Annotated in this window: 18 protein-coding genes; 13 read left to right on the top strand and 5 right to left on the bottom strand. The window is 40.3% G+C overall.

From position 1 onward, the window contains the following. The first annotated feature begins 154 nt into the window (after positions 1 to 154). Together hupB and OCI93_RS19025 are read left to right on the top strand one after the other, a co-directional pair. Positions 155 to 427: a nucleoid-associated protein HU-beta gene (hupB, locus tag OCI93_RS19030; protein WP_010371157.1), complete on the top strand. Its 273-nt coding sequence runs from the start codon at positions 155 to 157 to the stop codon at positions 425 to 427. A 167-nt stretch (positions 428 to 594) separates the two neighbouring features. Continuing rightward, the gene (locus OCI93_RS19025) at positions 595 to 2,505 is read left to right on the top strand and encodes a SurA N-terminal domain-containing protein (RefSeq protein WP_261627058.1); all 1,911 of its coding nucleotides are present in this window, start codon (positions 595 to 597) and stop codon (positions 2,503 to 2,505) included. Positions 2,506 to 2,777: 272 nt separating this feature from the next. On the opposite strand, the gene OCI93_RS19020 is transcribed toward OCI93_RS19025, so the two are convergent. From OCI93_RS19020 to barA, 4 genes are all read right to left on the bottom strand, one after another. Next, on the bottom strand, positions 2,778 to 3,287 hold the full coding sequence (locus OCI93_RS19020; protein ID WP_261594827.1) for a YfiR family protein: 510 nt from the start codon (positions 3,285 to 3,287) through the stop codon (positions 2,778 to 2,780). Further along, positions 3,280 to 5,244 (bottom strand): TonB-dependent receptor plug domain-containing protein, encoded by a 1,965-nt coding sequence (locus OCI93_RS19015; protein WP_261627057.1) that lies wholly within the window; start codon positions 5,242 to 5,244, stop codon positions 3,280 to 3,282. Before OCI93_RS19015 ends, OCI93_RS19020 begins: the two co-directional genes overlap by 8 nt. After that, positions 5,241 to 6,518, bottom strand: a complete 1,278-nt coding sequence (locus tag OCI93_RS19010) for a sensor domain-containing diguanylate cyclase (RefSeq protein WP_261594825.1) — start codon at positions 6,516 to 6,518, stop codon at positions 5,241 to 5,243. The genes OCI93_RS19015 and OCI93_RS19010 overlap by 4 nt, the downstream gene beginning before the upstream one ends. A gap of 502 nt (positions 6,519 to 7,020) precedes the next feature. Beyond that, a complete protein-coding gene (gene barA / locus OCI93_RS19005; protein ID WP_261594824.1) occupies positions 7,021 to 9,777 on the bottom strand; it encodes a two-component sensor histidine kinase BarA in 2,757 nt (918 codons plus the stop codon). Between the two features lie 81 nt (positions 9,778 to 9,858). Here barA and rlmD point away from each other — a divergent pair, with 81 nt between their 5' ends. The 6 genes from rlmD to OCI93_RS18975 all read left to right on the top strand — a co-directional run bounded on the left by rlmD (position 9,859) and on the right by OCI93_RS18975 (position 18,447). Continuing rightward, positions 9,859 to 11,166, top strand: coding sequence for a 23S rRNA (uracil(1939)-C(5))-methyltransferase RlmD (gene rlmD / locus OCI93_RS19000; RefSeq protein WP_261627056.1), 1,308 nt, complete (start codon positions 9,859 to 9,861; stop codon positions 11,164 to 11,166). 5 nt (positions 11,167 to 11,171) lie between these two features. Continuing rightward, positions 11,172 to 13,328, top strand: coding sequence for a GTP diphosphokinase (gene relA, locus OCI93_RS18995; protein WP_261594822.1), 2,157 nt, complete (start codon positions 11,172 to 11,174; stop codon positions 13,326 to 13,328). 17 nt (positions 13,329 to 13,345) lie between these two features. Next, a complete protein-coding gene (gene mazG / locus OCI93_RS18990; protein ID WP_261627055.1) occupies positions 13,346 to 14,137 on the top strand; it encodes a nucleoside triphosphate pyrophosphohydrolase in 792 nt (263 codons plus the stop codon). Between the two features lie 124 nt (positions 14,138 to 14,261). After that, positions 14,262 to 15,896 (top strand): CTP synthase, encoded by a 1,635-nt coding sequence (locus OCI93_RS18985; RefSeq protein ID WP_261594820.1) that lies wholly within the window; start codon positions 14,262 to 14,264, stop codon positions 15,894 to 15,896. 139 nt (positions 15,897 to 16,035) lie between these two features. Further along, positions 16,036 to 17,328: a phosphopyruvate hydratase gene (eno, locus tag OCI93_RS18980; RefSeq protein ID WP_261594819.1), complete on the top strand. Its 1,293-nt coding sequence runs from the start codon at positions 16,036 to 16,038 to the stop codon at positions 17,326 to 17,328. A gap of 147 nt (positions 17,329 to 17,475) precedes the next feature. Next, positions 17,476 to 18,447, top strand: a complete 972-nt coding sequence (locus OCI93_RS18975) for a prolyl hydroxylase family protein (protein ID WP_261594818.1) — start codon at positions 17,476 to 17,478, stop codon at positions 18,445 to 18,447. 8 nt (positions 18,448 to 18,455) lie between these two features. On the opposite strand, the gene mutH is transcribed toward OCI93_RS18975, so the two are convergent. After that, on the bottom strand, positions 18,456 to 19,130 hold the full coding sequence (mutH, locus tag OCI93_RS18970) for a DNA mismatch repair endonuclease MutH (protein WP_410007651.1): 675 nt from the start codon (positions 19,128 to 19,130) through the stop codon (positions 18,456 to 18,458). Positions 19,131 to 19,562: 432 nt separating this feature from the next. On the opposite strand from mutH, the gene rppH reads away from it, so the two are divergent. The 5 genes from rppH (at position 19,563) to OCI93_RS18945 (ending at position 24,911) form a co-directional block, all read left to right on the top strand. Continuing rightward, a complete protein-coding gene (rppH, locus tag OCI93_RS18965; protein ID WP_261594817.1) occupies positions 19,563 to 20,090 on the top strand; it encodes an RNA pyrophosphohydrolase in 528 nt (175 codons plus the stop codon). 12 nt (positions 20,091 to 20,102) lie between these two features. Further along, positions 20,103 to 22,373 (top strand): phosphoenolpyruvate--protein phosphotransferase, encoded by a 2,271-nt coding sequence (gene ptsP, locus OCI93_RS18960; RefSeq protein WP_261627054.1) that lies wholly within the window; start codon positions 20,103 to 20,105, stop codon positions 22,371 to 22,373. A 74-nt stretch (positions 22,374 to 22,447) separates the two neighbouring features. Further along, positions 22,448 to 23,257, top strand: a complete 810-nt coding sequence (locus tag OCI93_RS18955) for a sulfite exporter TauE/SafE family protein (protein WP_261627052.1) — start codon at positions 22,448 to 22,450, stop codon at positions 23,255 to 23,257. 9 nt (positions 23,258 to 23,266) lie between these two features. After that, positions 23,267 to 24,067 (top strand): prolipoprotein diacylglyceryl transferase, encoded by an 801-nt coding sequence (lgt, locus tag OCI93_RS18950; protein WP_261594814.1) that lies wholly within the window; start codon positions 23,267 to 23,269, stop codon positions 24,065 to 24,067. Between the two features lie 10 nt (positions 24,068 to 24,077). Continuing rightward, positions 24,078 to 24,911, top strand: coding sequence for a thymidylate synthase (locus OCI93_RS18945; RefSeq protein ID WP_261627051.1), 834 nt, complete (start codon positions 24,078 to 24,080; stop codon positions 24,909 to 24,911). Positions 24,912 to 24,914 lie beyond the last annotated feature (3 nt).

The raw sequence follows: 24,914 nt of genomic DNA, 5'->3' as shown, positions 1-24,914 counted from the left end.
AGCACTAGTTTTAAGCCTAGCCCTTATGTGGCCTAGGCTTGATAAAGATTTTTGAATTAGAGAGTCGCTGTGATGTCTCTAAATGAACAGCAAAAGTGGCGTTGTAAAAGTAACGAGACCGCTTTTGATAATAACAATGTAAGAGGATGATATTGTGAATAAATCTCAATTAATCGATCAAATCGCAGCTGATGCTGATATTTCTAAAGCGGCTGCAGGTCGTGCCCTAGATTCATTCATCGAGTCAGTAACTGGTGCGCTTAAAGATGGTGACTCAGTAGCGCTTGTTGGTTTTGGTACTTTTTCAGTACGTGAGCGTGCAGCGCGTTCTGGCCGTAATCCACAGACAGGTGAAACTATTCAGATTGCTGCTGCTAACATCCCATCTTTCAAAGCAGGTAAAGCATTAAAAGACGCTGTAAACTAATCCCTAATCGGATTTTAAGCGCGGCTTTACGTAGCTTCACAACTTTTACTTTATAAAAGTTGTGTGCAGCTTCAACAAAAAAAGCGTATCTGATAAGATACGCTTTTTTTACATTAGCGATAAACTCAAAGTGCATTGGTGCTTTGGCTTAGATAAGAGAAGAACAAATGCTTGAAAAGATCAGAGAAGGGTCACAGGGCCCCGCAGCCAAAATTATACTTGGCGTAGTCATCTTGTCTTTTGCTTTGGCAGGGATTGGTGGTTACCTAGGTCAGACCACAGAGCAACCTGTAGCAGAGGTCAATGGTGTCAAAATTAGTCAAACAGAGTTTTCTCGTGCATATCAAAATGAGCGGGCGAGATTAGAACAACAGTTTGGTGAGTATTTTACACAAATTTCAGCGGATCCTGCTTATATGGCTCGTATCCGAAAGGGTGTTGTTGATAGACTGGTACAGCAAGAGTTGCAAAATCAATTAGCTACTGAGCTTGGTTTACGTGTAAGCGATGAACAGGTAAGAAATGCTATTTTGGAAATGCCGTATTTTCAAATTGGTGGGCAGTTTAGTAACGACCGTTATTTACAGCTTATTCGTCAAATGAATTTTCAGCCAGACACGTTCCGAGAATATTTGCGTGAAGAAATGACCAGAACTCAGTTAGTTTCAGCAGTAGCTGGCACAGAGTTCATGTTGACTTCTGAGCTTAAAAAGGCGGTTGCGCTACAGCAACAAACGCGTGATTTAGACTATGTATTATTGAGTAAAGAGTCATTTAAATCACAGGTAGAAGTGGCTGAGCAAGAAATTGAAGATTATTATCAATTAAATCAAAATTTATTTCAGTCACCAGAACGCGTAGCACTGGAATATTTAGAGTTAAAAGCTGATGAGATTGAACCTAGTAAAGTAATTTCAGAAGAAGATGTTTTAGCTTATTACGAAGAAAGTAAATCTCAATACTTGGAGCCAGAAAAGCGACGTGTTTCTCACGTTCTTATCGAAGGTAGTGCAGACGATGCTGAAGCTCAACAAAAAGCACAAGATATCTTGAGTGAACTAAAAAGTGGTGCAGACTTTGCCCAAATCGCTCAAACACAATCAGATGATATTGTCAGTGCAGAACTTGGTGGTGATTTAGATTGGATCGAAAGAGACATGATGGACCCTGAGTTTGAAGAAGCGGCATTTTCATTAGAGAATGTTGGCGATATCACAGAAGTTGTAACATCTGAATTTGGGTTTCATGTTATTAAGTTAACTGATATTCAACGTCAGCAAGTCAAAGCTTTTGATGAAGTCAAAGATGAACTTCGTGCAGAGTTGGAGAAAGCTGAGAAAATTGACACTTTTTACCAAAAACAAACAGAAGTCGCTGAGTTAGCATTTGAGGTTTCTGATTCTCTTCAAGATGCAGCGATTGCAGCTGATGCTGAAGTTAAAAAGACACAGTTACTAGCACGAAATGCGCTGCCTGCACCTTTAAATTCACCAACCGTGACAAGTGTTATTTTTAGTCCAGAAGTACTTGAAGATAGAGTGAACTCAGATGTATTAGAGGTTGCGAGTGAACATATTGTTGTAGTACGTGTGAGTGACTATCAAGCCGCTTCGACTAAACCTTTAGAAGAGGTAAGCGCTCAGATAAAAGAAACACTAATTAATGATAAAGCTTCTGAATTGGTAAAAGAGCAAGCGCAAGAATTGTTTGCACAGCTGCAAAATGGCTCTGCCCTTGATGACATTGCACAAGCTCAATCAGTGGAAGTAAAGTCTGAGTCGGCCCTTAAGCGTCAGACTTATACGATTGCACCGGCGATTGTGAGTGAGGCATTTCAACTACCTCATCCAGAGGAAGATAAAGCACAGCTAGCAATGGTTGAGCTCAATAATGGAGATGCGGCACTGCTTAAGCTTAAAGCGGTTAATTCACCTCAGATAAGTGATGAGATTGACCCTCAGCAAGAACAGAGTATTTCAATGACACATGTAAATAAAAATTATAATGTATTTATTGCAGCTCTTGAGGCAAAAGCACAGGTACAACGCCCTCAGATAAATGTAGTGCAAGAAAACTAACCTTATCGTTTTGAAAAAAAAGGTGCCAAATTGGCACCTTTTTTATATTCTGGCTGAACATTTGGTATTCATGTTCTATATTAATTTTATTAAAACAGTGATCACTCTAGGAGCTAAATAACTCATGAACTGCATTAAAAGTGACACCTGTAGAATAACTACATAGCAAAAATTTTGTCTGGTTACTAAGTCGTTTATTCCGTGTAGTATCTGGTCATTTATTTAATGCAATTGGTATTATCTCATTTATTCGGCTCCAGAGTGGAGACTATTTAACGCACTTCAGACGCAAGCTTGAGTAAGTGCGCACTAAAGTTTAGCCCTCGACGCTTTGCATCGGTTAGGTTAATACGAAAACTTAGATTATTGGCATCTGCAATTAACCCGATCATTGCACCTTGGCGAAATCCTTCGCTAGTATCTGCAACAACTAAAATAGGCTGGTGTTCTAGCTCTGCAAGCCAATATTGAGTTTGTTGTCTATTTTGTTGACTCAAAAATAAAATGTCACAAAGTTGTGCTTGTTCATTACTGGGCAGCTCAATTACTTCTGAACTATTTTGAATGTTCTGAGTATCAAATAACGCAAGTACAGCTTTGTAAAGCTCATGATTACCCACGACGCAAAAGCTGAGCTTATCAGGGGGTGGAGGTGGCCACTTGCTGAACTGACTAAAGCGATATAAAAATGCAGCCTTGAGTTCATTTTCGCTGAGTCCTTGAGCATAACTAAAGGGCAGGTAAGAGATAAAAATGCACAGAGCAATGATGGCTTTAGTCATTACTCCAACTCCAGTTTATTGATAAGTGTATCTGGCGACGGCGTTGTACATAGGGGATAAAACCATCACTTGTTATTTCTAGGATTTTTTCATTGGTGATATTTCTCACACCTAAAGCAATGAATAGGCTATTGGTGCTTTGCCAATTTATACTCGCATCATGACTTGAGAATGCAGGTAATTGATAACCGAATGATTTTCTTTTACTTACCGCGTTAGAATGTAGGCTTAATAAAAAATTAGAAGCACCAAGAGGTACACTAAAGCGAAGTTGACCTATAAACTTAGGTGAATTAGCAATACCAAAACCACCCTCTAGTTCAGAGCGTTGAAATGCCATGCTGGCAACAAGTGACATACCAGCATGCCAGCGCTTATCAATGCCTAGCTCTAAACCTTTACTCCTAATTGGCGGTGTATTGAAATAAATGGGTGCGAAAAAATCTTCGTGAATAAGGTTTTTAATATTTGCTTTATAAAGGGTTGTAAAAGAAGAAAGCGAAGGTGTCCATTTTTGTATTAAGCTAACTTCATTATATTTGATTGTTTCATTCTTGGGGATATCAATATTGAAAGCGGTATTTGCATAGCGCTCTAAAAAATTGGCAACTCTAAATGCGCGGTTATGTCGAACGAGTAAGCTGTGTTTTTCTGCAAAGTTATACTTTAAACTAAAGCTAGGCGACCATCGAGCGGAACTAAAATCAGAGTTATCATATCGCAGCGCCCATTGAAACTTCAAGTTAGGCGTTAATCTCCATAAATCTTGAATATATAAACCATATCTAGACTCATTATTTTTTTGCTCGAAATTGAACTCATTTGGGATACTTGAGCTGGCGCTAAACTCTTGTCGATGATCTTTTTGAAAGTCAAATCCAACCATTAGCTCATGAGAGTCTAGCCCTAAGAACATTAATTGGCCATCTAAATTACTCCACCTTCCCGAGTTTCTTGGCCTATCAAACTCTACATCACCATTTGGTAAAATAAACGGTATCGATCGTTCTAAATCATTGCCATGGGTAGAAATATGAAAATAGGCTTCAATATCTTCAGAGAGTGTGTCATCGAAGGTGAGTGCAAATAAATAAGCTTCGCTTGTTAACTCTTCAAGCTCTGGTGTTGCTTGACTGATTAGGCTAAAGCCATCGGGGAAAATGCGTTTACGTTTTGAGCCAGCAGCTTGAAACTGCAAGCTCCCTCTTTGATGACTGAACATTAATCGAGTACTTTCATCATCATTAAGGTGTTGCCATTTGATCAATTCAGCTGGCACATTCAATACCGGATATGGTATGGCGTTAATTTTTGTTTTACTTATTGAGAGCCAGCTGTCAGAGCCTGAACTCGACCGAAACCCTATCGTCGCTCTAGCGTGTTGTGCACCATCATTGGTGATTGAGACTGCTGTATTCACGCCGCGTAATTTGCTTGTTGTTTTGGTTACAATGTTTATCACACCAAGTAGTGCATTATTTCCATACAGGGCTGCGGAGGCTCCCGGGCTGAACTCAACCCGTTCAATAAGCCCTACATCCACAAAGTTTTCATATCCTAAAAGCCCTGCATCTAATAGGTTTTCGTTTATTCTAGTGCCATCGAGTAAAAATAAAAATCGCGAATTAAAGTCCCCAGGGCGACCTATCCCTCTGGCACCAACATAAATAAATGAGCTATCATCTCGGGTTGTTACGCCTGCAAATAAGGCGATAATGTCAGCAATTGATTGCAAATTAAACTGTCTTATATCTTTGTCTGTTACCACATGCGTGATAGCCATGCTATCGCTGCTAGAGCGTTCAATTCGCGATGCAGTAGAGATTTGTGTATTAGTAGGTAGCTGGTTTAATTGTTGTCCAAGTAATGCTTCCAGATCAGGTAAAGATTTACTTAGTACTTGCGTGCTAAAAAATACGCTCATGCTAAGTGATAAAGCAATGTAACTTCCGCTCATGCTGAGACCTTTTTACTATACACTTTAAAGTTGTTTTTACCTGCTCGCTTTGCAGCATACATTGCATCATCAGCACAGTTTAATAAGTCCATTGCAGAACTAGCGTCATTAGGCGTATATGCTAACCCGATGCTAATACCGATTGGCATAATAGTATCTTTAATAATAATTGGTCGATTGATGATGGAGACAACACGCTCTGCCAATCTTTCTGCATTATCGGTCGACTCTATATTAGGTAATAATAATGCAAATTCGTCGCCACCGAGTCTACAGAGTAAGTCATCGCTTCTAATGATTGAGCTTATACGCACACCTACCTCAATGAGAGTCTCGTCGCCAGCATCGTGACCAAAATTATCATTCACATATTTAAAGTTATCTAAATCAATAAACATTAAACAGCTTAGGGGGTTTGGGTAGCTTGACTCGTTGGTAATTTTTTTCAGCATTTTATTTAGGGCAACGCGATTGGGTAAGTTTGTTAATGGGTCGGTAAGTACCATTTGTTTGAGTTGCTGGCCTTGCAGTTGCTCTTGCTCTAATTGCTGCCTGAGCTCTGCTTGAGAGATATCAACGCGTTTTAGTAATTCATTAAAACTACGTGTTAAAATACCAATTTCATCATTACGAATGACCTTTGCTCGTAGCTGAAAATTATGTTCTTTTGATACACGTTGTGCCAGCTCAGATAATGATAACAGAGGGGTTAAAGCTTTACGCTGAACTCGCGATAGCATAAAGGCAGAGAGCGTAAATAGAACGGTAATTAAAAGTGCTAGCATTAAAGTTAGACGCAAAAACCAATACACTATGCCAGTTAAGTCAAGCACCATGATCAAATCGCCTTCAACTTTACCTTTAATTGCTACAGGATAATACAGACGCATTCTTACCCCATCATAGACCCTTCGTGGTCGCACCGGTAATTGTTGATATAGTTCTGAAGAAGGAACAAAACTAGGCTCAGCGTATTCACTAAAGACCTCTCCATTGGTTTTACGCAGGGCGATAAACAGCACTTCTTTTCTATTTCCAACTAGCGAAAGTTCGTTATTTGCTGTATCCACATCGTTAAACACCAGCATTGGCACTACATTATGAGCTAGCTGGGCTAAATTAATTTCAGCGGTTTCTGCTTGGCGGTCTCTTACAACGTACCAAAGCAATATTGTGGTGAGAGCGAAAACCAGTAGCATACTGCTTGCCATAACAGACAAGTTGAGTTGGGTTAATCTTTTAACGAGTGACATGGTAGGCATAAGTTCGCTCAATGGCTCCTTACAAAACAAATAATTGTATTGTCTTAATAAATATAGATTAGAGATGCATAAAAGGCAGTAAAATGTCTGATAATTCATCGAATATATTGAATGTATATCAATTGAAAATCGCTTTATAGCGATATTAGAGCATTGGTTTAGGTCACTTTCAGATGGTCCAAATCACCTTAATAAGTTCACCCTAAAATAGAGCCGTGTATCTTTTTATAATATACTTCAGTACTGGATTAGCGAATTTCCCTCTATCTGAGTTATTTTCAACGGTGATAGGCTGTCATTACAGTATAAAAACGCCTGAATTTTGAACGCAACATCATCATTGAAGACGACTGTGAGGCAAGGAAAGTTGCTGAGAATCAAAGATAGTTGATGTTTTAAAAATCCAACTACTTATTTTCACTTTTTAGCAGAGACATAGAAGTTGCTGAGGCAGAAGTAAGTTTGTAAAGCGCATGTTCTCATATTATCACTGCTACATACGCTAAATCGTCTATTATCGTGTATTAGCATCTCGACTGAGGTTTGTTAGTTCATCAATTAATTCCAATAGCTCTGGTTCAAATTCACTGATAGGGCGCGATTGCTTGAGTGACGTTTCCAGTATTTCAGCCAAGCTTTTAAGTTTAGGCACGCCGGTATAACAACAAGCGCCATGAAATTTGTGAATAACTTTTAACAGTGCCTGCGTATCTTGCTGCTCATAAGCTTGCTCAAGTGTCTCTAGCAGTCCTTCTAAACCATCTAAAAGCATGTTAAGCATTTCAAGTGCTAAATCAGGTTTTCCTCCAGCATGCTGTAGTGCTAATTGCCAATCTAGTAACGGGCTCTCAAAAGGTGCAACGCTTTCATCATTGATTACTTTGGTTTTTTGTTTGCTCAATGGAGTCTTGGCACTGTGATCAGAAATAGTTTGTCTGAGCATATCTTCATCGATAGGCTTGGTTAAATAACCTTTAAAGCCATCTTTTAATAGTTGGTCTTTTTCACCAGTCAAAGCATGAGCAGTTACAGCAATTATTGGCGTACCTTCATTTAAAGAACACTCCAATATAGTTTTACAGGCGGTAATGCCATCCATAATTGGCATTTGAATATCCATTAAAATTAAATCATATTTGTGTGTTTTGCATAAACCAACGGCTTGGGCACCGTTATGGGCGGTGTCAATAAGCTCTACTTGATCTTCTAACAATGTGGAGAGAAGTTTTAAATTGGCGTCATTATCATCAGCGATTAACACTTTCATTGGTAAAATCTGGGTACCGCCGTCATCAACGGCAATACTTGGGTGGTCCAAGCGGTATGGGGCAGCAAGTACTTCACATAACTTTCTATGGTTGAGTGGTTTGCTCAGACAGGCATCTGCACCACTGCCAATTAGAGACTCTCGCATATTATGTGAAATAGTATTTAGCATTAAATATAAGTAGTCGGCAGCGTCTCGCGCTTTTGCTATATAGCTTTTTACCAATTGCATATGCTCAACACTGGCCATGTTACCTATTAAACAAATATCAAAGTTAAACTCCTTATTTAATGCGTCCAAGAAGGCCTGTTCACTTTCACATGAAGTAATTTGCATATCCCACTCTTCCAATTGAGAGACAACGGCTGAATGTGTATGTGCATGTGGCTCAAAATACAAAATGCGCTTATTTAATAATGAACTGTTTGGCAAATCATCATTGTAGATGCGATTAGGAAGCTCAAAAATCGCATTGAAGGTAAAACATGTGCCATTACCAGGTGCTGAGTTCAAGGTGATCCGACCTTTCATTGTTTCGACAATATGTTTAGTGATAATTAAACCAAGACCTGTCCCCCCAAATTTTCGAGTAATACTAGAATCAGCTTGTGCAAAAGGAATAAATAATGCGTCTTGTTTATCCATCGCAATACCCACACCAGTATCACTCACAGAGACTAGTAATGAGGCGTGAGAGTCATCTAATAAGCGATACGTCACATCTACCTTTACTGACCCTTTTTCAGTAAATTTAATGGCGTTGCTAACTAGGTTGATCAGCACTTGTTTAAATCGAGTGGGGTCACCGACAAGGTTGTCAGGGACTTGCCGGTTAATAGCGATAGACAGCTCCAAGTTTTTATCATGCGCACTGGGTGCCAATAAAGTCATGACTTCATTGACTGCATCACGTAATTGGAATTGAATATTCTCTAAATCCATGGCACCAGCTTCAAGTTTAGAAAAGTCTAAAATATCACTAATGATAGTGAGTAGGCTGTTGGCTGAGAGCTCTATGGTATCTAAATAGTCTTTTTGGTGTTTATTAAGTGGTGTTTTATACAGTTGGCGGGTAAAGCCAATTACGCCATTTAATGGGGTTCTTAGTTCGTGACTCATTTTAGCTAAAAAATCAGACTTTACTCGGTTCGCATCTTGTGCTTCTCGCTTAGCTATATTTAATTGAATATTTTGCGTTTCATACTGTTCAAGTGTTTCTTTATAGTCGCTTGTTGCTTGGTCAATGTGCTTTTGCATTTCGTCACGCTGCGCAATCATTTTTTCATTAATGGTATTGAGACCTTGGCGCAGTAATTCAAATTCACCAATCATCTGTCTCTCAATATCGATATCTCGCTTACCTTCTACTAATTTGTCGGTAGCGAGTAGTAATTGCGATAATGGTACGGTAAACATCTTGCTGATCCGAAAAGAAAGAAACCCGCCCAATAGTAGAGCAAATAAAATGATACAGCTGCTCCAAATCAATGCTTGTTGCTGTGAAATTAAAGCTTGATTTTGGCTTACTTCAATGGCTAACACCGATAAGGTTCTTGGATGTGTGGTATGCCATCGGTCTAGCTGTTTAGAAAAGTGTTTTATGGGTGTAAAAAAAACAAAAGAGTCGTTTAGCTTAACTAATTCCGTTTTATGTAACTGTGATACATCACCAAAAAAATAAAGTTGCTCAAACTGTTCGTGATAATTACTTGTAAGTAGTAATTGGTTATCTTGATCAAATAACGCAATACTCTTAATCAATGGCGAGTGTTTATTGTGTGCAGTACTAATAATCCGGTGCAATGCAGCTCTGTCTTGGGTTAATACGGCTTGTTCAGCAGCAATAGCAAGTGGCTCTGAAATACTACTACCTTGTTGATATAGAATTTCTTCAAGCTCAACATAGCGATTTACGGTAAAATACCCGCCAAGTATTAAGCCGATCAGCACTGTTGGAATGATGGTAAGTGCAAGAATGCTGTCACGAAGGCTAAGTTTTGTCATTGTAGGGCAGTGCGCAGAGTCATTAATTTATCAATAGATTATCTAGTTAGGCGCTGATTAGCAATGTTTAAGGGGTAGAGTATGGCGCAGTTTTTCCGAGCTAAGGCAGCAACATCAAAGGGAAAAAATATAGAATTGACTGTTGAGTCTATAGATCATCAAGGTCGAGGAGTGGCTAAATACCAAGGTAAAGTGTGCTTTGTTGAGGGGGCTTTGGCGGGTGAGTGTGTTAAAGCACAAATTCAGCAAGAAAAAGCAAAGTTGATTATTGCTAAGGCAGTTAAAATCGTCAGCCCAAGTGAGCAAAGAGTAATGGCATTTTGTAAAGACTACCACCTATGCGGTGGTTGTCAGTTACAGCATTTAGATCATACGAATCAGTTGACTCATAAACATAAAGCGTTAGATGCTTTGTTTATGAAGTTTACAAAAGTAGCTAATTTACCATGGCAAGCGGCAATAGAAAGTGAGTCAACGCACTACCGTCGCGCGGCGAGAGTAGCTTGCATATTTGATAATAAAGCACAGCGACTCAAATTGGGCTTTCGAGGCGCAAAGAGTAAGCAAATTGTGGAAGTTGCACAGTGCAATGTATTGACAGACCCATTTGTACATTGCTTTTCTCAACTTAGAGAGACTTTAAATAGACACACTGCGTGTTCTTCAATTAGCCATATTCAGTTATGTGATGCAGATAATGGCCAGTTTGTATTATTTCGGCACACTAAAAAGATAGAACAAAAAGTTAAAGATGAGCTTGCCACCGAGCTAAAACCTTACAATTTGCTATGGGATGATGGTTCTGGGCATACAGCTTATATGACTTTACCAAGTTATAAAGTCGCTCAATTGAACTTTGAATTTAAACTAGATAACTTTGTTCAAGTTAACCGTGCTGTGAATGAGAAAATGCTGTTACAAGCTCAAAGTTGGCTTGACTTGTCTAACGAAGATACGGTACTTGATCTATTTTGTGGTATCGGTAACTTTTCCTTATTGGTGGCAAAACAAGCGAGTGAAGTGATAGGTGTTGAAGGTTCGCAGTCATCGGTTGCAATGGCCAAGCAAAATGCGCACACTAACCAACTTAACAATGTGCAGTTCTTCTGTTTCGATTTAACCCAATCATTGTCACAGGCAAGTTGGTTTACAGAATCTTTAAATGTATTACTGTTAGACCCTTCACGAACTGGGGCCTATGAGATATTAAAACAGTTACCACTTATTCAGTTTGAAAAAGTGTTGTACGTATCGTGTGATCCGGTAACCCTTGCACGAGATTGTACTTTGTTGATAGAAGCCGGTTTTAAATTAGATAAAATTGGGCTAATGAATATGTTCCCGCACACAGGGCATATTGAAACTATGGCGTTGTTCCAAAGGAGGTAACAGGAATGGTTGCAACTCGCCAGTCGCATCAACAACAGCTTCCCGCTGACTTTTCAGCACGATTGTCACTGCTGGCATTGTCGGATGAGAAGCTGGCTCATTTAAAGCAAGCGCACGGCTTGTGTCCAACAGAGCCAAGTGCTGAGATGCTTAACAATGCCATTGAAATGGTTGAGATCCTTGCTGAACTGAACCTCGACGCCGAATCATTAGCAACGGCTTATTTGACCCCCTATTATTTGGCTAACCTGATTGATATCGATAATGTTAAAAGCGAATTGGGTGACAATATTGCGTTATTGCTAAATGGTGTGGAGCAAATGGCGACCATCAGTACATTGGCTCACCAGGGGAAAGGCCATGTACAAATTGATAATATTCGCCGCATGTTGATGGCAATGGTTGAAGATGTTCGAGCAGTGGTGATCAAACTTGCTGAGCAAATTTGCCATTTAAGAGCGGTGAAAGATGCGGATGAAGATGAGCGTGTTATTGCAGCCAAAGCAACGGCCAATATTTTTGCTCCTCTTGCTAATCGATTGGGCATCGGGCAACTAAAGTGGGAACTTGAAGATTTATCTTTTCGTTACTTACACCCACAGACGTATAAAAAAATTGCCAAACAACTTGCGGATAAGCGTCTTGACCGAGAAGCTTATATGGAAAATATGGTTACACAGGTTAGTGATAAACTCGATGCTGCTGGTATTAAAGCTCAGGTATATGGCCGACCAAAACACATTTACAGCATCTATAAAAAGATGTCGCAAAAAAACTATGAGTTTGACCAGCTATTTGATATTCGGGCTATGCGTGTTGTCGTGGATAAACTGCAAGATTGTTATGCAGCGCTTGGTATTGTGCATACAAGTTGGCGACACTTACCTAAAGAATTTGATGATTACGTTGCGACGCCCAAACAAAATGGCTATCAGTCTATTCACACGGTAGTATTTGGCCCTGACGGAAAAACGGTTGAAATTCAAATTCGCACCCAAGAAATGCATCAAGATGCTGAACTAGGTGTGGCGGCGCATTGGATGTATAAAGAAGGTGCTTTACCTGCACGTGGTTCTGGCTATGAACAAAAAATAAGTTGGCTAAGAAAGTTACTGCAATGGCAAGAAGAAGTGGTCGATGGCAGTGATTTAGCGGATGAACTAAAAAATCAAGTGGTTGAAGACCGTGTCTATGTGTTTACGCCAAGAGGCGATATATTTGATTTACCACTGGGCGCAACTCCGCTAGATTTTGCATACTATATTCACTCGAATGTGGGGCATCGCTGTATTGGCGCTAAAGTGTTTGGAAAAATTGTACCATTTACTTATAAGCTATCAACGGGTGATCAAATTGAAATTCTAACGCAAAAAAATGCCTCACCTAGTCGAGATTGGTTAAATCCTTCATTAGGTTATATCCATTCATCTCGAGCTCGCAGTAAAATTCACCATTGGTTTAAGCAACAGGATAGGGATAAAAACCTACTAGCTGGGAAAGAAATTTTAGATACGCAGCTTGCGAAGCTTGATTTAACTTATAAACAGCTAGAGCCAGCAATTGCACGTTTTAATTTTAAAAATGTGGATGACTTAATGGCTGCTGTGGGGGCGGGTGATATTCGCCTCAATCAGTTTTTAAATTATGTGCAGGATAAGCCCGAAGAGCTACCGAAGCTTAAAATAGCGTCACCTCGTAAAAGAAAAGGCGATAAAAACGGCGTTGTTGTTGATGGCGTAGGTTCTTTAATGAGTCATGTTGCCAAATGCTGCCAACCAGTACCCGGTGATGAAATTGTTGGTTATATTACCCAAGGGAGAGGGATTGCAGTACATAGAACGGACTGCGATGCATTTGCGCATATTAGTGACCTTCATCCTGAACGTGAAGTTGCGGTAAGCTGGTCTGAAGAAATTCAGTCGGCATATGCTATCACGATAAGAGTAGAAGCGCATGACAGACAGGGGTTGATCAGAGATATTAGTTCGGTGTTGGCGAATGAAAAAGTCAATGTATTGAATATGAATGTGCAAACAAACGATGAGCGGGCTGTGGCTATTTTTGAAATGAAAGTAGAAGTGTCTGATTTATCTTCTATGAACCGCTTACTCACTAAATTACAACAAATAGATGGTGTATTTGAATCAAAAAGGCAACACTAAAGTGAGCGTTAACTTACATGAGTGATCAAGTAGCAGAGTTGTTGTCAATTATGGCAACATTGCGTGACCCCGAAAAAGGGTGTGACTGGGATAAGCAACAAACGTTTAAATCTATTGTGCCACACACATTAGAAGAAGCATATGAAGTTGCTGATGCAATTGAAAGTAATAATATGGATGCCTTAAAAGATGAATTGGGTGATTTATTATTTCAAGTTGTGTTTTATGCGCAAATGGCACAAGAACAAGGGGCGTTTGACTTTAATGATATCGTAACTGGGTTGAACGACAAGCTAACACGTCGACACCCTCATGTATTTAAAGGGCAGCAGCAATTGTCTGATGCTCAGCTCGAAGAGCAGTGGCAGGTGATTAAAGCACAAGAAAGGGCTACTAAGCACCCCGCAAAAAAGCCACAGTTATGGGGTGATATTCCTAAAGTGCTACCGGCTTTATCAAGAGCACACAAAATTCAAAAGCGTGTTGCAGCATTAGGTTTTGATTGGCCAAGTTACCATGGTGCGCTTGATAAAGTGACTGAAGAAGTGCAAGAGGTCAGTGAAGCACTCGCTCAAGACCCTCACTCAGCGCACAGCGAGGAAGAATTGGGAGATTTATTATTTGCTACAGTCAATGTGGCCCGACACGCCAAGCATGACCCAGAACAAGCATTGCGTTTGGCATGTGAGAAGTTTACAGACCGTTTTGAACGAGTAGATGAAACCTTACGTCAGCAAGGGTTATGCCTCAAAGGTGCAACGTTATCGCAAATGGACAGTGCTTGGGAGCAAGTTAAACAACAAAAATAGGGCGAGAAGATAAGACATCGCTTTGTGTGATTTTTAGCTGGATTGATTTGAGGTGCTTTGCTATACTATCGCCCCGTCTTGATTCTTATTTAAATTCCATTTTTCCTGATATTCTAGGGTTCGCATGAGTACAAAATTTATCTTCGTAACGGGCGGAGTTGTTTCCTCCTTGGGTAAAGGTATTGCAGCTGCATCTTTAGCCGCTATTTTAGAAGCACGTGGCTTGAATGTAACGATTCTTAAGCTGGATCCCTATATCAATGTTGATCCGGGCACGATGAGCCCGATTCAACACGGTGAGGTGTTTGTAACAGAAGATGGCGCAGAAACTGACCTTGATTTAGGTCACTATGAGCGCTTTATTCGCACCAAAATGACAAGTCGTAATAACTTCACTCAAGGCCGTGTTTTTGAAGATGTATTACGTCGTGAGCGTAAGGGCGAATATTTAGGTGCCACTATTCAAGTTATCCCCCATATAACTAATGATATTAAGCGTCGTGTACTTGAAGGTGCTGAAGGCTATGATATTGCGATTGTTGAAGTGGGTGGTACTGTTGGTGATATCGAATCACAACCTTTTTTAGAAGCACTTCGTCAGCTAGGCACGGTGCTTGGTCGTGAACATGCACTATTCATGCACTTAACACTGGTGCCATTTCTTGGCACCGCAGGTGAAGTGAAAACAAAACCAACGCAACACTCTGTGAAAGAGCTGCGTTCAATTGGTATTCAACCTGATATTTTAGTTTGCCGCTCAAACTGTCGGTTGCCTGCTAATGAACGTGCAAAAATCGCATTGTTCACTAATGTTGAAGAAAAAGCTGTTATTTCACTCCCTGATGTAGACAGCATTTATAAAATTCCAGCGCTCTTAAAATCGCAAGATTTAGATAATCTAGTTTGTCGTCGCTTTTACCTAGAAGCACCAGAAGCTGACTTGGTTGAGTGGGAGCAGGTACTTTATCAAGAGTCTAATCCAACGGGTGAAGTAACGATTGGTATGGTTGGTAAATATATTGAGTTGCCAGATGCCTATAAATCAGTAAACGAAGCGCTTAAGCACGCTGGCTTGAAAAATCGTGTAACGGTTAACATTGAGTATGTTGATTCACAAGATATTGAAAGCAAAGGTGTTGAAAGACTTTCTCATCTTGATGCTATTTTGGTACCTGGTGGTTTTGGTAACCGTGGCGTTGAAGGTAAAATTTTAGCTGCAAAATACGCACGTGAAAATAAAGTACCATACCTTGGTATTTGTTTAGGCATGCAGGTTGCTTTGATTGAATATGCTCGAAATGTTGCTGGCCTTGAAGGTGCAAACTCAACGGAGTTTGATGCAAAATCAGCACATCCAGTTATTGGCTTGATCACTGAATGGTTAGATGCAGAAGGTAATCTAGAAGTGCGTGATGAAGAGTCTGATTTAGGTGGCACTATGCGTTTAGGTGCGCAAAAGTGTCATCTTAAAAAGGGTTCTAAAGTCCGTGATGTTTATGGTAATGACGAAATTGTAGAGCGTCATCGCCACCGCTATGAAGTAAATAACCATTATGTTGAGCGTTTGGAAAAAGCAGGTTTACAATTTACCGGCTTATCGGAAGACAAAAAACTGGTGGAGATCATTGAAAATAAAGATCACCCTTGGTTTATTGCGGCTCAATTCCACCCTGAGTTTACCTCCACGCCTCGCGATGGGCACCCGCTATTTGAAGGGTTTATAGCAGCAGCTTATACTCACCAAAAAGCGCAATCGTAATTAAATAATAAGCCGTGCATTTGCGCGGCTTTTTTATGAAGTAAGTATTGCTTTGCATTTAACATGTAAATGAAAACCAGTACTTATTTATAAGTACACAAACATTACACTCACCACTTTGGGAATAAGAGGAATCAAGATGTCAAAAATCGTAAAAGTGATTGGCCGTGAAGTTATGGACTCACGTGGTAACCCGACGGTTGAAGCGGACGTTCATCTAGCTTCAGGCGCATGGGGTCGTGCATGTGCACCATCTGGTGCATCAACAGGAACTCGCGAAGCACTTGAACTACGTGATGGCGACAAATCTCGCTACTTAGGTAAAGGTGTTTTAACTGCTGTTAATTTCATTAACGCTGATATTGCTCAAGCACTTGAGGGCAAAGATGCTTTGAATCAACGCGCTGTTGACCAAGTTATGATCGATTTAGATGGCACTGAGAACAAAGAAAAACTAGGTGCAAATGCGATTTTAGCTGTATCACTTGCTAATGCAAAAGCAGCAGCAGAAGATAAAGGTGTTGCATTGTATGAGCATATTGCAGACATCAACGGTACATCAGGCCAGTATTCAATGCCTGTGCCGATGATGAATATTATCAACGGTGGTGAGCATGCAGATAACAACGTTGATATTCAAGAGTTTATGGTTCAGCCTGTGGGTGCTAAGAGCTTCCGTGAAGCATTACGTATGGGTGCTGAAATTTTCCATAGCTTGAAAAAAGTCCTTAATGCTCGTGGCTTAAACACAGCGGTAGGTGATGAAGGTGGATTTGCACCAGATTTAAAATCTAATGAAGAAGCGTTAGAAGTTATTGCTCAAGCAGTAAGTGACGCAGGCTATGAGCTAAACAAAGATATTACACTTGCTTTAGATTGTGCGGCATCTGAGTTTTACGTTGATGGTAAGTACGACCTTAAAGGCGAAGGTAAAGCATATGACTCAGCAGGCTTTGCTGATTTCTTAGCTGACCTTGCTGCTCGATACCCAATTGTATCAATTGAAGATGGTTTAGATGAAAGTGATTGGGCAGGCTGGAAAGTACTAACAGATAAAATTGGCGACAAAGTGCAGCTAGTTGGTGATGATTTATTTGTAACTAACACGAAGATTCTTAAACGCGGTATCGATGAGAATATTGGTAACTCAATTTTAATTAAGTTTAACCAAATTGGTTCACTGTCAGAAACTTTAGATGCGATTAAGATGGCGCATGATGCTGGCTTTACTGCTGTTATCTCGCACCGCTCGGGTGAAACTGAAGACGCAACAATTGCTGATTTAGCAGTGGGTACAGCTGCGGGTCAAATCAAGACAGGATCACTGTGTCGCTCAGACCGTGTTGCTAAATATAACCAACTACTTCGCATCGAAGAAGCTTTGGGTGAGAAAGCAGCGTATAAAGGTCGCTCAGAAATTAAAGGTCAGTAATTTCTGAACAATAATTAAATGCTTTAAATACCGCTGAGCGTTAATCTAGCGGTATTTTTTTGCTCAAAATAAACCAAGGTAGTGTCCATTGAGTATCTGTAAATGGTAATATGTGCTTATTAATCGCTAAAAAATATAAAAATAACGATGCATAACAGCCGAATTTTTGAATTATTAGATGCAAAACATCAACGTCAACTCCCTAGTCAGCGAGAAGTGCTGGATGAAGCTCTAAAGAGTAAAGAATTTGCGCAACAATGGTTGTGCCATGCCATATCGAGTTCAATTAATATTCAAGAAATCGCCATTGTTTTGTTAGTGGCAAAAAAACATGCACTGGATGTATATACCGAACTGCTAGCCCTTTGGCCTATCCAATCTGAAGTATCATCACAGCAGCGAAATACGTTGACTGAAATAATCACACGGTCCCCCTTAGCAGCTCAACAAAAAGAATTAGATAGCATTGCACCAATTTGGAAAAGTTTAGTTGAGCAACAAAGCTATGAGTGCTTGATGAATGACAAGGTGACGCTTCATATGAGTAAGCTACAGAGTAACTTAGCTGAAAAGTTAGTCACTTATGCGCAATCCAGATTGGACCCCGTAGAGCTGTACGGGCGCATCGAAAGCCGTGAAAAGCGCAATAATGTCAGGGATAATGAGCAGTTTATTGCTGATATTCTCTCAAGTAATATGCTTTTATCAGTATGTCAAAGATTAATGTGTATGCACAATTTAGCACAGCTGCCTTTTGCTGAGCCTCCGGTGTTTTATCGTTATCGTGATGGGCAACAATATAAATGGCATTGCGATTATATTGTGCCTTCAAATCCTGAAATACGTAAAGAATTGGCGTTTTTTGGCCAGCGTATCGCCACAACAATACTTAATTTAACCGATAATTTTGACGGTGGAGAAACGAGTTTCAAGAAGTGGAATATTGACGTTATCGCTAAAGCTGGTCAGTTAATTCAGTTTTTTAGTGTTGAGAATAGCCAGTTAGACCCAAATTCAGTTCATGCTGGGTTGCCTGTTCTTCAAGGTGAAAAATGGGTGTGCACACTGTGGTTTAGAGACAAACCTTACTGGCTTAGAAGCTCGATTTGGTCATATTAATAATAGAATTATGCTTTAAACTCTTGCATGAGGATACTTTGTGTAAAGTTAGTTTTTAAGTAAAACCCTCTTGGTAATGTTTTTATAATCTTGCCTGCAGGTCCTATGGCATCAGTGGTTACTCTACTATTAGCCGCTTTAGGCCTGATTTGCATAACTTGCCCTAAATGCCCCGAAATTTCATCTACACGACCCAACGCGATGAGTTCAATTTGTTCTTCCCAATCCCTTTGTAGTGCAGCTTGTTGAGCTGATGATGGCTGCCATAAAAAACCACTGCCAATAGTGCGGTCAACTGGCAAGATATCTCGTTCAGCCAGTACTGGCAGCCATAGTACATGGTTGAGCTTCTTTTTTACGGTACTGTTTGCCCATCTGATGCCTGTTAAGTTAGTAAGTGGGACAACAGAGACATAGGTTGTCTCTAGAGGTTTACCTGCATAATCAATAGGTAGCGATTTTAGTTCAATTCCTAATAATTCAAAGTCAGGTACAGGTTTTGAGCCTGCGCTTGCACCTAGCACATACTCTAAGAGCTGCCCAGGCCACCCCTTTTCACGTAATAAGTGCTCGGGGCTTTTAAATTGATATTGAGTTGCCAGGTCGCCCAGTGTAAGACCTGAAATAGCTTCAACACGCTGCATCAATTCTGCGATCGTTTGGGGAGGAGAGGGTTTAATCATGATAAGTAATAATAGCCAGATTATGGAACAGGCATTGTAACTAAAATTCGTAATATATAGAAATTCAAGTTAAATGGCTGTGCGATTTTTAATCTAATTTGTTTTTGTTTGTTTAATCACCGCATAAATATACAGTGCTTTTCTTTATTGTATTGAAATAAAAGAAATTTTCTATTCTTAGTTGAGAGGTGCAACCTGTAAAAAATAGGAGGGCTTGGATAAATACAACAATATGAACATAATTATCCACAGTTTCTGTGGAGAAAGTACTGTATATGTCGGTTAATTGTGGATTTGTTTGTAAATTAAGCGTAGTTATAAAATATTATGTACAAGCTGTGAGTAACTTGAGTAAAAGCAGGAATAATATTTGCTGTGTGCCAGAAGTTGTGGAACAATCATTAAAAATCGACTTATAAAAGAGGCACTAAGGTGATTGATGCCGAAGGTTTTCGTGCCAATGTCGGAATAGTGATCTGTAATAATCAAGGTCAAGTATTTTGGGCTCGGCGTTTTGGACAGCATTCTTGGCAGTTTCCACAAGGTGGCGTTGATGAGGGGGAGACTCCTGAGCAAACGATGTATAGAGAACTGTATGAGGAAGTGGGTTTAAAGCAAGAAGATGTAGAAATTGTTGCCAGTTCTAAGCACTGGTTACGTTATAAATTACCAAAGCGGTTGATCCGTAGAGATTCAAGTCCAGTGTGTATTGGCCAAAAGCAAAAATGGTTTTTGCTGAAGCTTAGGTGTAAAGATGAAGATGTAGATTTGTTGCATACACATCACCCTGAATTTGATGATTGGCGATGGGTCAGCTATTGGTATCCAGTTAGGCAAGTAGTATCTTTTAAAAGAGATGTATATCGGCGTGTGATGAAAGAGTTTGCACCGTTTGCAATGCCCTTTAATAGAAAAGAGCCTCAGGGCAGAGAGTCATCTAATTGGCGGCACCGCCGATAAAAGGAGTTAACAGTGTTAGCAACGTTGCGCTCAATTGTTGAATCGGTTTCACAACAAGCAAATCTTGATGATGCTTTGACGCAATTTGTAATTTTGGTCAAACAGGCCATGAATACTGAATGTTGCTCCATTTACTTTGCAGACTATAGCCAAGATAACTTTGTACTCATGGCCAGTGATGGCTTAAATCCAAACGCTATTGGTCAATTTAGAGTGGGCTTTACAGAGGGCTTAGTGGGGCTGGTGGCTCAAAGAGAAGAGCCAATCAATATTGCTCATGCGCAGTCTCACCCTCGTTTTAAACTATCACCGGAAGTGAATGAAGAGGGCTATAATGCATTCTTATCTGTGCCAGTGGTTCACCAGCGCAAAGTGCTTGGCGTTATTGTGGTGCAGCAAAAAATGGCTCGGGTATTTAGTCACGATGAAGAGTCATTTCTTATTACTTTGTCGGCTCAACTTGCATCTCAACTAGCACATGCTGAAATTCAAAATGTTTTGCTGCAAGAAGCAAGCGCGCACCATACATCCGTATTAAAAGGTGTATCTGGTGCACCGGGGATCGCAATCGGTCAAGCGTTTGTGGTACTTCCCAAACTCAGTTTTGATAGTATCGAACCACAAAAATCAACCCATATTGAGCAGCAAAGGCAGTTATTTTTGCAGGCTGTCGCCACAACTCGACAGGAATTTCACCTTCTAGCGAATACCCTTAGTGACACGATACCCAAAGAGGCATTGGCAGTTTTTGAAGTGTATCAACAATTGTTAGATGCGCAAAGCTTGGGCCAACAAGTAGATGCTCAGTTAAAATTAGGGTGGAATGCTAAAAGTGCCTTAAAGCATGTGATTGAAAGCTTGCTTAAGCAATTTAATGCGATGCAAGACCCCTATATTAAAGAGCGTGCTGTTGATGTTAAAGATATTGGTTTAAGGGTGTTACACCACTTAGTTAGTACTGAGCATGCTGTGAAGACATATCCCGATGATACCGTATTAATAACACACACTCTGACACCAACTATGCTCGCAGAAATACCCAAAGATAAGTTAAAAGGCGTTGTGAGTGTGCAAGGCGCAGCTAATTCTCACGCATCGATTTTAACGAGAGCAATGGGTATTCCGGCAATTTGGGGTATAGAAGATATACCCCTTTTGCAACTAGAAAATAAAGATATTATCTTAGATGGTTATGCGGGGCGGCTATATATTTCGCCTTCGAACGTATTGCGTCATGAATATGAGCAAATACGTTATCAGGAGGGACTGCTGCATGATAAATTTGAAGCAGAATATGCGCTTCCACCTATAACTCTTGATGGTGAGAGAGTGAGTTTACTTCTTAACGCAGGGCTTGATTTGAGCACTGAATCATTAACTTCAAAGTATTGCGATGGGGTCGGTTTGTATCGCACCGAAGCGTGGTTTATGCAAAAAGGACGCTTCCCATCACAGAGCGAACAAGAGCAATGGTATCGCGAAGTTTTAACACGCTACCACCCAGAGCCTGTGGTGATGCGCACCTTGGATATAGGCGGTGATAAAGTTTTAGATTACTTCGATATTAAAGAAGAGAACCCTTTTTTGGGTTGGCGTGGTATCCGAGTATCGTTAGATCACCCGGAGCTATTTCTCGATCAATTAAAAGCCATGATTAAAGCTAATGCAGGATTAGGTAACTTGCGCATTATGTTACCTATGGTCAGTCATACAGAAGAAGTCGATGACTCTTTAGCTTTACTAGAGCAAGCATATTTTGAGTTACAAGAAGAGTGGGCTGATCAGTTTCTATTGATCGATAAGCCAGAGATTGGAGTGATGTTAGAGGTTCCTTCAAGTGTGTTTTTATTGCCCGAATGGTCAAAAAAAGTCGACTTCTGTTCAGTGGGGAGTAATGATCTAACACAGTACTTATTAGCCGTTGATAGAAATAATGCACAAGTTGCGGATTTATTTGACCCCTATCATCCTAGTGTACTTCGCGTGCTTAATAGTATTGCCCAAAGTTGTCAAAACTTTGAACTGCCCTTTAGTTTATGTGGTGAGTTAGGCGGTGAGCCAGAAGGGGCGATTTTATTGGTGGCTATGGGCTATCGACGACTCAGTATGAATATTTCCTCTTTAAGTAAAGTTAAGTGGGTACTAAGACGTTTACATGTAAGTAGTATGGAAGTGCTGCTTGAAGAATGTTTAGCGCAAGCCTGCGCTAAACAAGTACACCGTTTATTACGTAACTTTATGATTGAACATAATTTCAGCGAACTACTCTACCAGTCAAACTAACCCGGATAGTAAAGATGCACAGCCGCAAAGAATGCGTTACCATTACGCGCTTAAAATATAAGAGATATTGATTTATGAGCGACGTTATCTTGCTGATAGTCGGTTGCGCATTACTTGGAAGCGTTGTTGGTTTTCTTGCAGGGCTACTGGGAATCGGTGGCGGGCTGGTAATTGTCCCCGTTTTATCCGGTATTTTACGTTATTTTAATATTGTTCCAGAGTCACAAATAGTTTTAGTGGCTATTGCTACATCTTTAGCATCCATTTTATTTACCTCCACTTCGTCTGCATTAGCACATCATCGAAATGGTAATGTGCCATGGGATATTGCTCCTTTTGTAATGGGAGGGGTTGCCGTGGGTGCTTTAATCAGTGGCTTTTTAGCTGCACTACTGCCTGAACCAATTATACGGGGTATATTTGCTACCAGTGTGGTATTGATAGCAATTAGAATGCTCTATAGTAGCTCTAAAAAGGCCGCACCTATACGGCAGCTTCCGAGTAGACCGGTTTTATCAATGTTAACGACTATGATGGGTGGCTTATCAGCGATGATAGGAATAGGGGGTGGTGCTTTAATTGTACCTTTGCTTAGTTACTTTTCTTTAGATATTAGAAAGGCAATTGGGTGTGCATCGGCTTGTGGCATTGTCATCGCCTTATTTGGTTCGTTGGGATATATTACATCAGGAAGTGCTCATTATACTATTTTACAAGGTTTTGCTGGCTTTATCTATTTGCCAGCATTGTTTGGTATTGTATTAACGTCTTGGTTTATGGCACCAGTAGGTGCTAAGTCGACTCAGTTTTTACCGGTTTCGACAATCAAGAAAATTTTCGCGGCGTTGCTGTTAGTCATCGCCACTCACATGATCATTAGTTAAGGGAAAGCGATGGCTTTGCAGTTTCCACAGATTGACCCCATTATATTTTCAATAGGGCCATTGAGCGTGCGTTGGTACGGCGTGATGTATTTAATTGGTTTTTTGTTTGCTATGTGGATGGCAAATAGGCAAGCCGAAAAGCCCAACTCAGGCTGGACCAAAGAGCAAGTTAGTGATTTGCTGTTTTACAGCATGTTAGGTGTGATCTTAGGTGGAAGAATTGGTTATGTGTTGTTTTATCAGTTTTCATATTTTATAGAGAATCCATTATATTTATTTAGAATTGACCAAGGTGGTATGTCTTTTCATGGTGGTGCATTGGGTGTGATCACAGCCATCATTGTATTTGCGTTACGAACCAAAAAGTCAATTGTTTCCGTTGGTGACTTTGTTGTACCTCTGGTGCCAGTTGGCCTTATGGCGGGAAGAATAGGTAACTTTATTAATGGTGAGCTTTGGGGTCGAACGACCGACGTACCTTGGGCGTTTGTATTTCCGACAGGTGGACCATTACCAAGACATCCATCGCAATTGTATGAAGCGCTTTTTGAAGGCTTAGTATTATTTATTATGCTTGTCTGGTTCGCTAAAAAACCAAGACCAGCGGGAAGCATAGCAGGCTTATTCTTGCTCGGTTATGGTGTATTTCGCTTTGTGATAGAGTATTTCAGAGAGCCTGATGCGCATATTGGCTTGTATGCAGGCATGATTTCTCAAGGGCAAATATTGTCATTGCCTATGGTAATTGCCGGCGCTGCACTGATGGTGTGGGCATACAAAGTACAGCCAGAGTCAATAAAAAATAAATAAGATAGTCATTATGAAACAATACCTAGATTTGATGCGCTATGTAAAAGAGCATGGCACCAAAAAAGAAGACCGTACTGGCACAGGCACGCTGAGTGTATTTGGTTATCAAATGCGCTTTGACTTGCAAGAAGGTTTTCCATTAGTAACAACGAAAAAATGTCATTTGCGCTCGATTATTCACGAATTACTATGGTTCTTGAAAGGCGAAACAAATATTGCTTACTTGCAAGAAAATGGCGTGAAAATTTGGGATGAATGGGCAACTGATGAAGGTGAACTGGGCCCAGTTTATGGCAAGCAATGGCGCTCTTGGACCGGTGATACTGGGCAAGTGGTTGATCAGATAAAAGACTTGGTTGAACAAATAAAAAGCAATCCAGACTCGCGGCGTCTTATTGTTAGTGCTTGGAACCCCGCATTATTACCCGATACGCAGTATACACCAAAAGAAAATGCTGCCATGGGTAAGCAAGCCTTACCTCCATGTCATACTTTATTTCAATTTTATGTTTTAGATGGCAAGCTCTCTTGTCAATTATACCAGCGTAGTGGCGATATTTTCTTAGGCGTGCCTTTTAATATAGCCAGTTATGCGCTACTGACATTGATGGTGGCACAGGTCTGTGATTTACAACCCGGTGAGTTTATTCATACCTTTGGCGATGCGCATTTGTATTTGAATCATCTGGAGCAAGTGGAAGAACAGTTATCTCGAACGCCGTTTGCAAAACCAACGATGAACATAAACCCCAATGTAAAAGATATATTTGCTTTTACTTTTGAAGATTTTGTGCTTGAAGGGTATCAAGCTCACCCACATATTAAAGCACCTGTGGCTATTTAGGAG

This window comes from Pseudoalteromonas holothuriae, from assembly GCF_945859825.1.
In the GTDB taxonomy this organism is placed as follows: domain Bacteria; phylum Pseudomonadota; class Gammaproteobacteria; order Enterobacterales; family Alteromonadaceae; genus Pseudoalteromonas; species Pseudoalteromonas holothuriae.
Note: the sequence above shows the minus strand (reverse complement) of the source record. Positions and strands in the feature narration are given on the sequence as shown.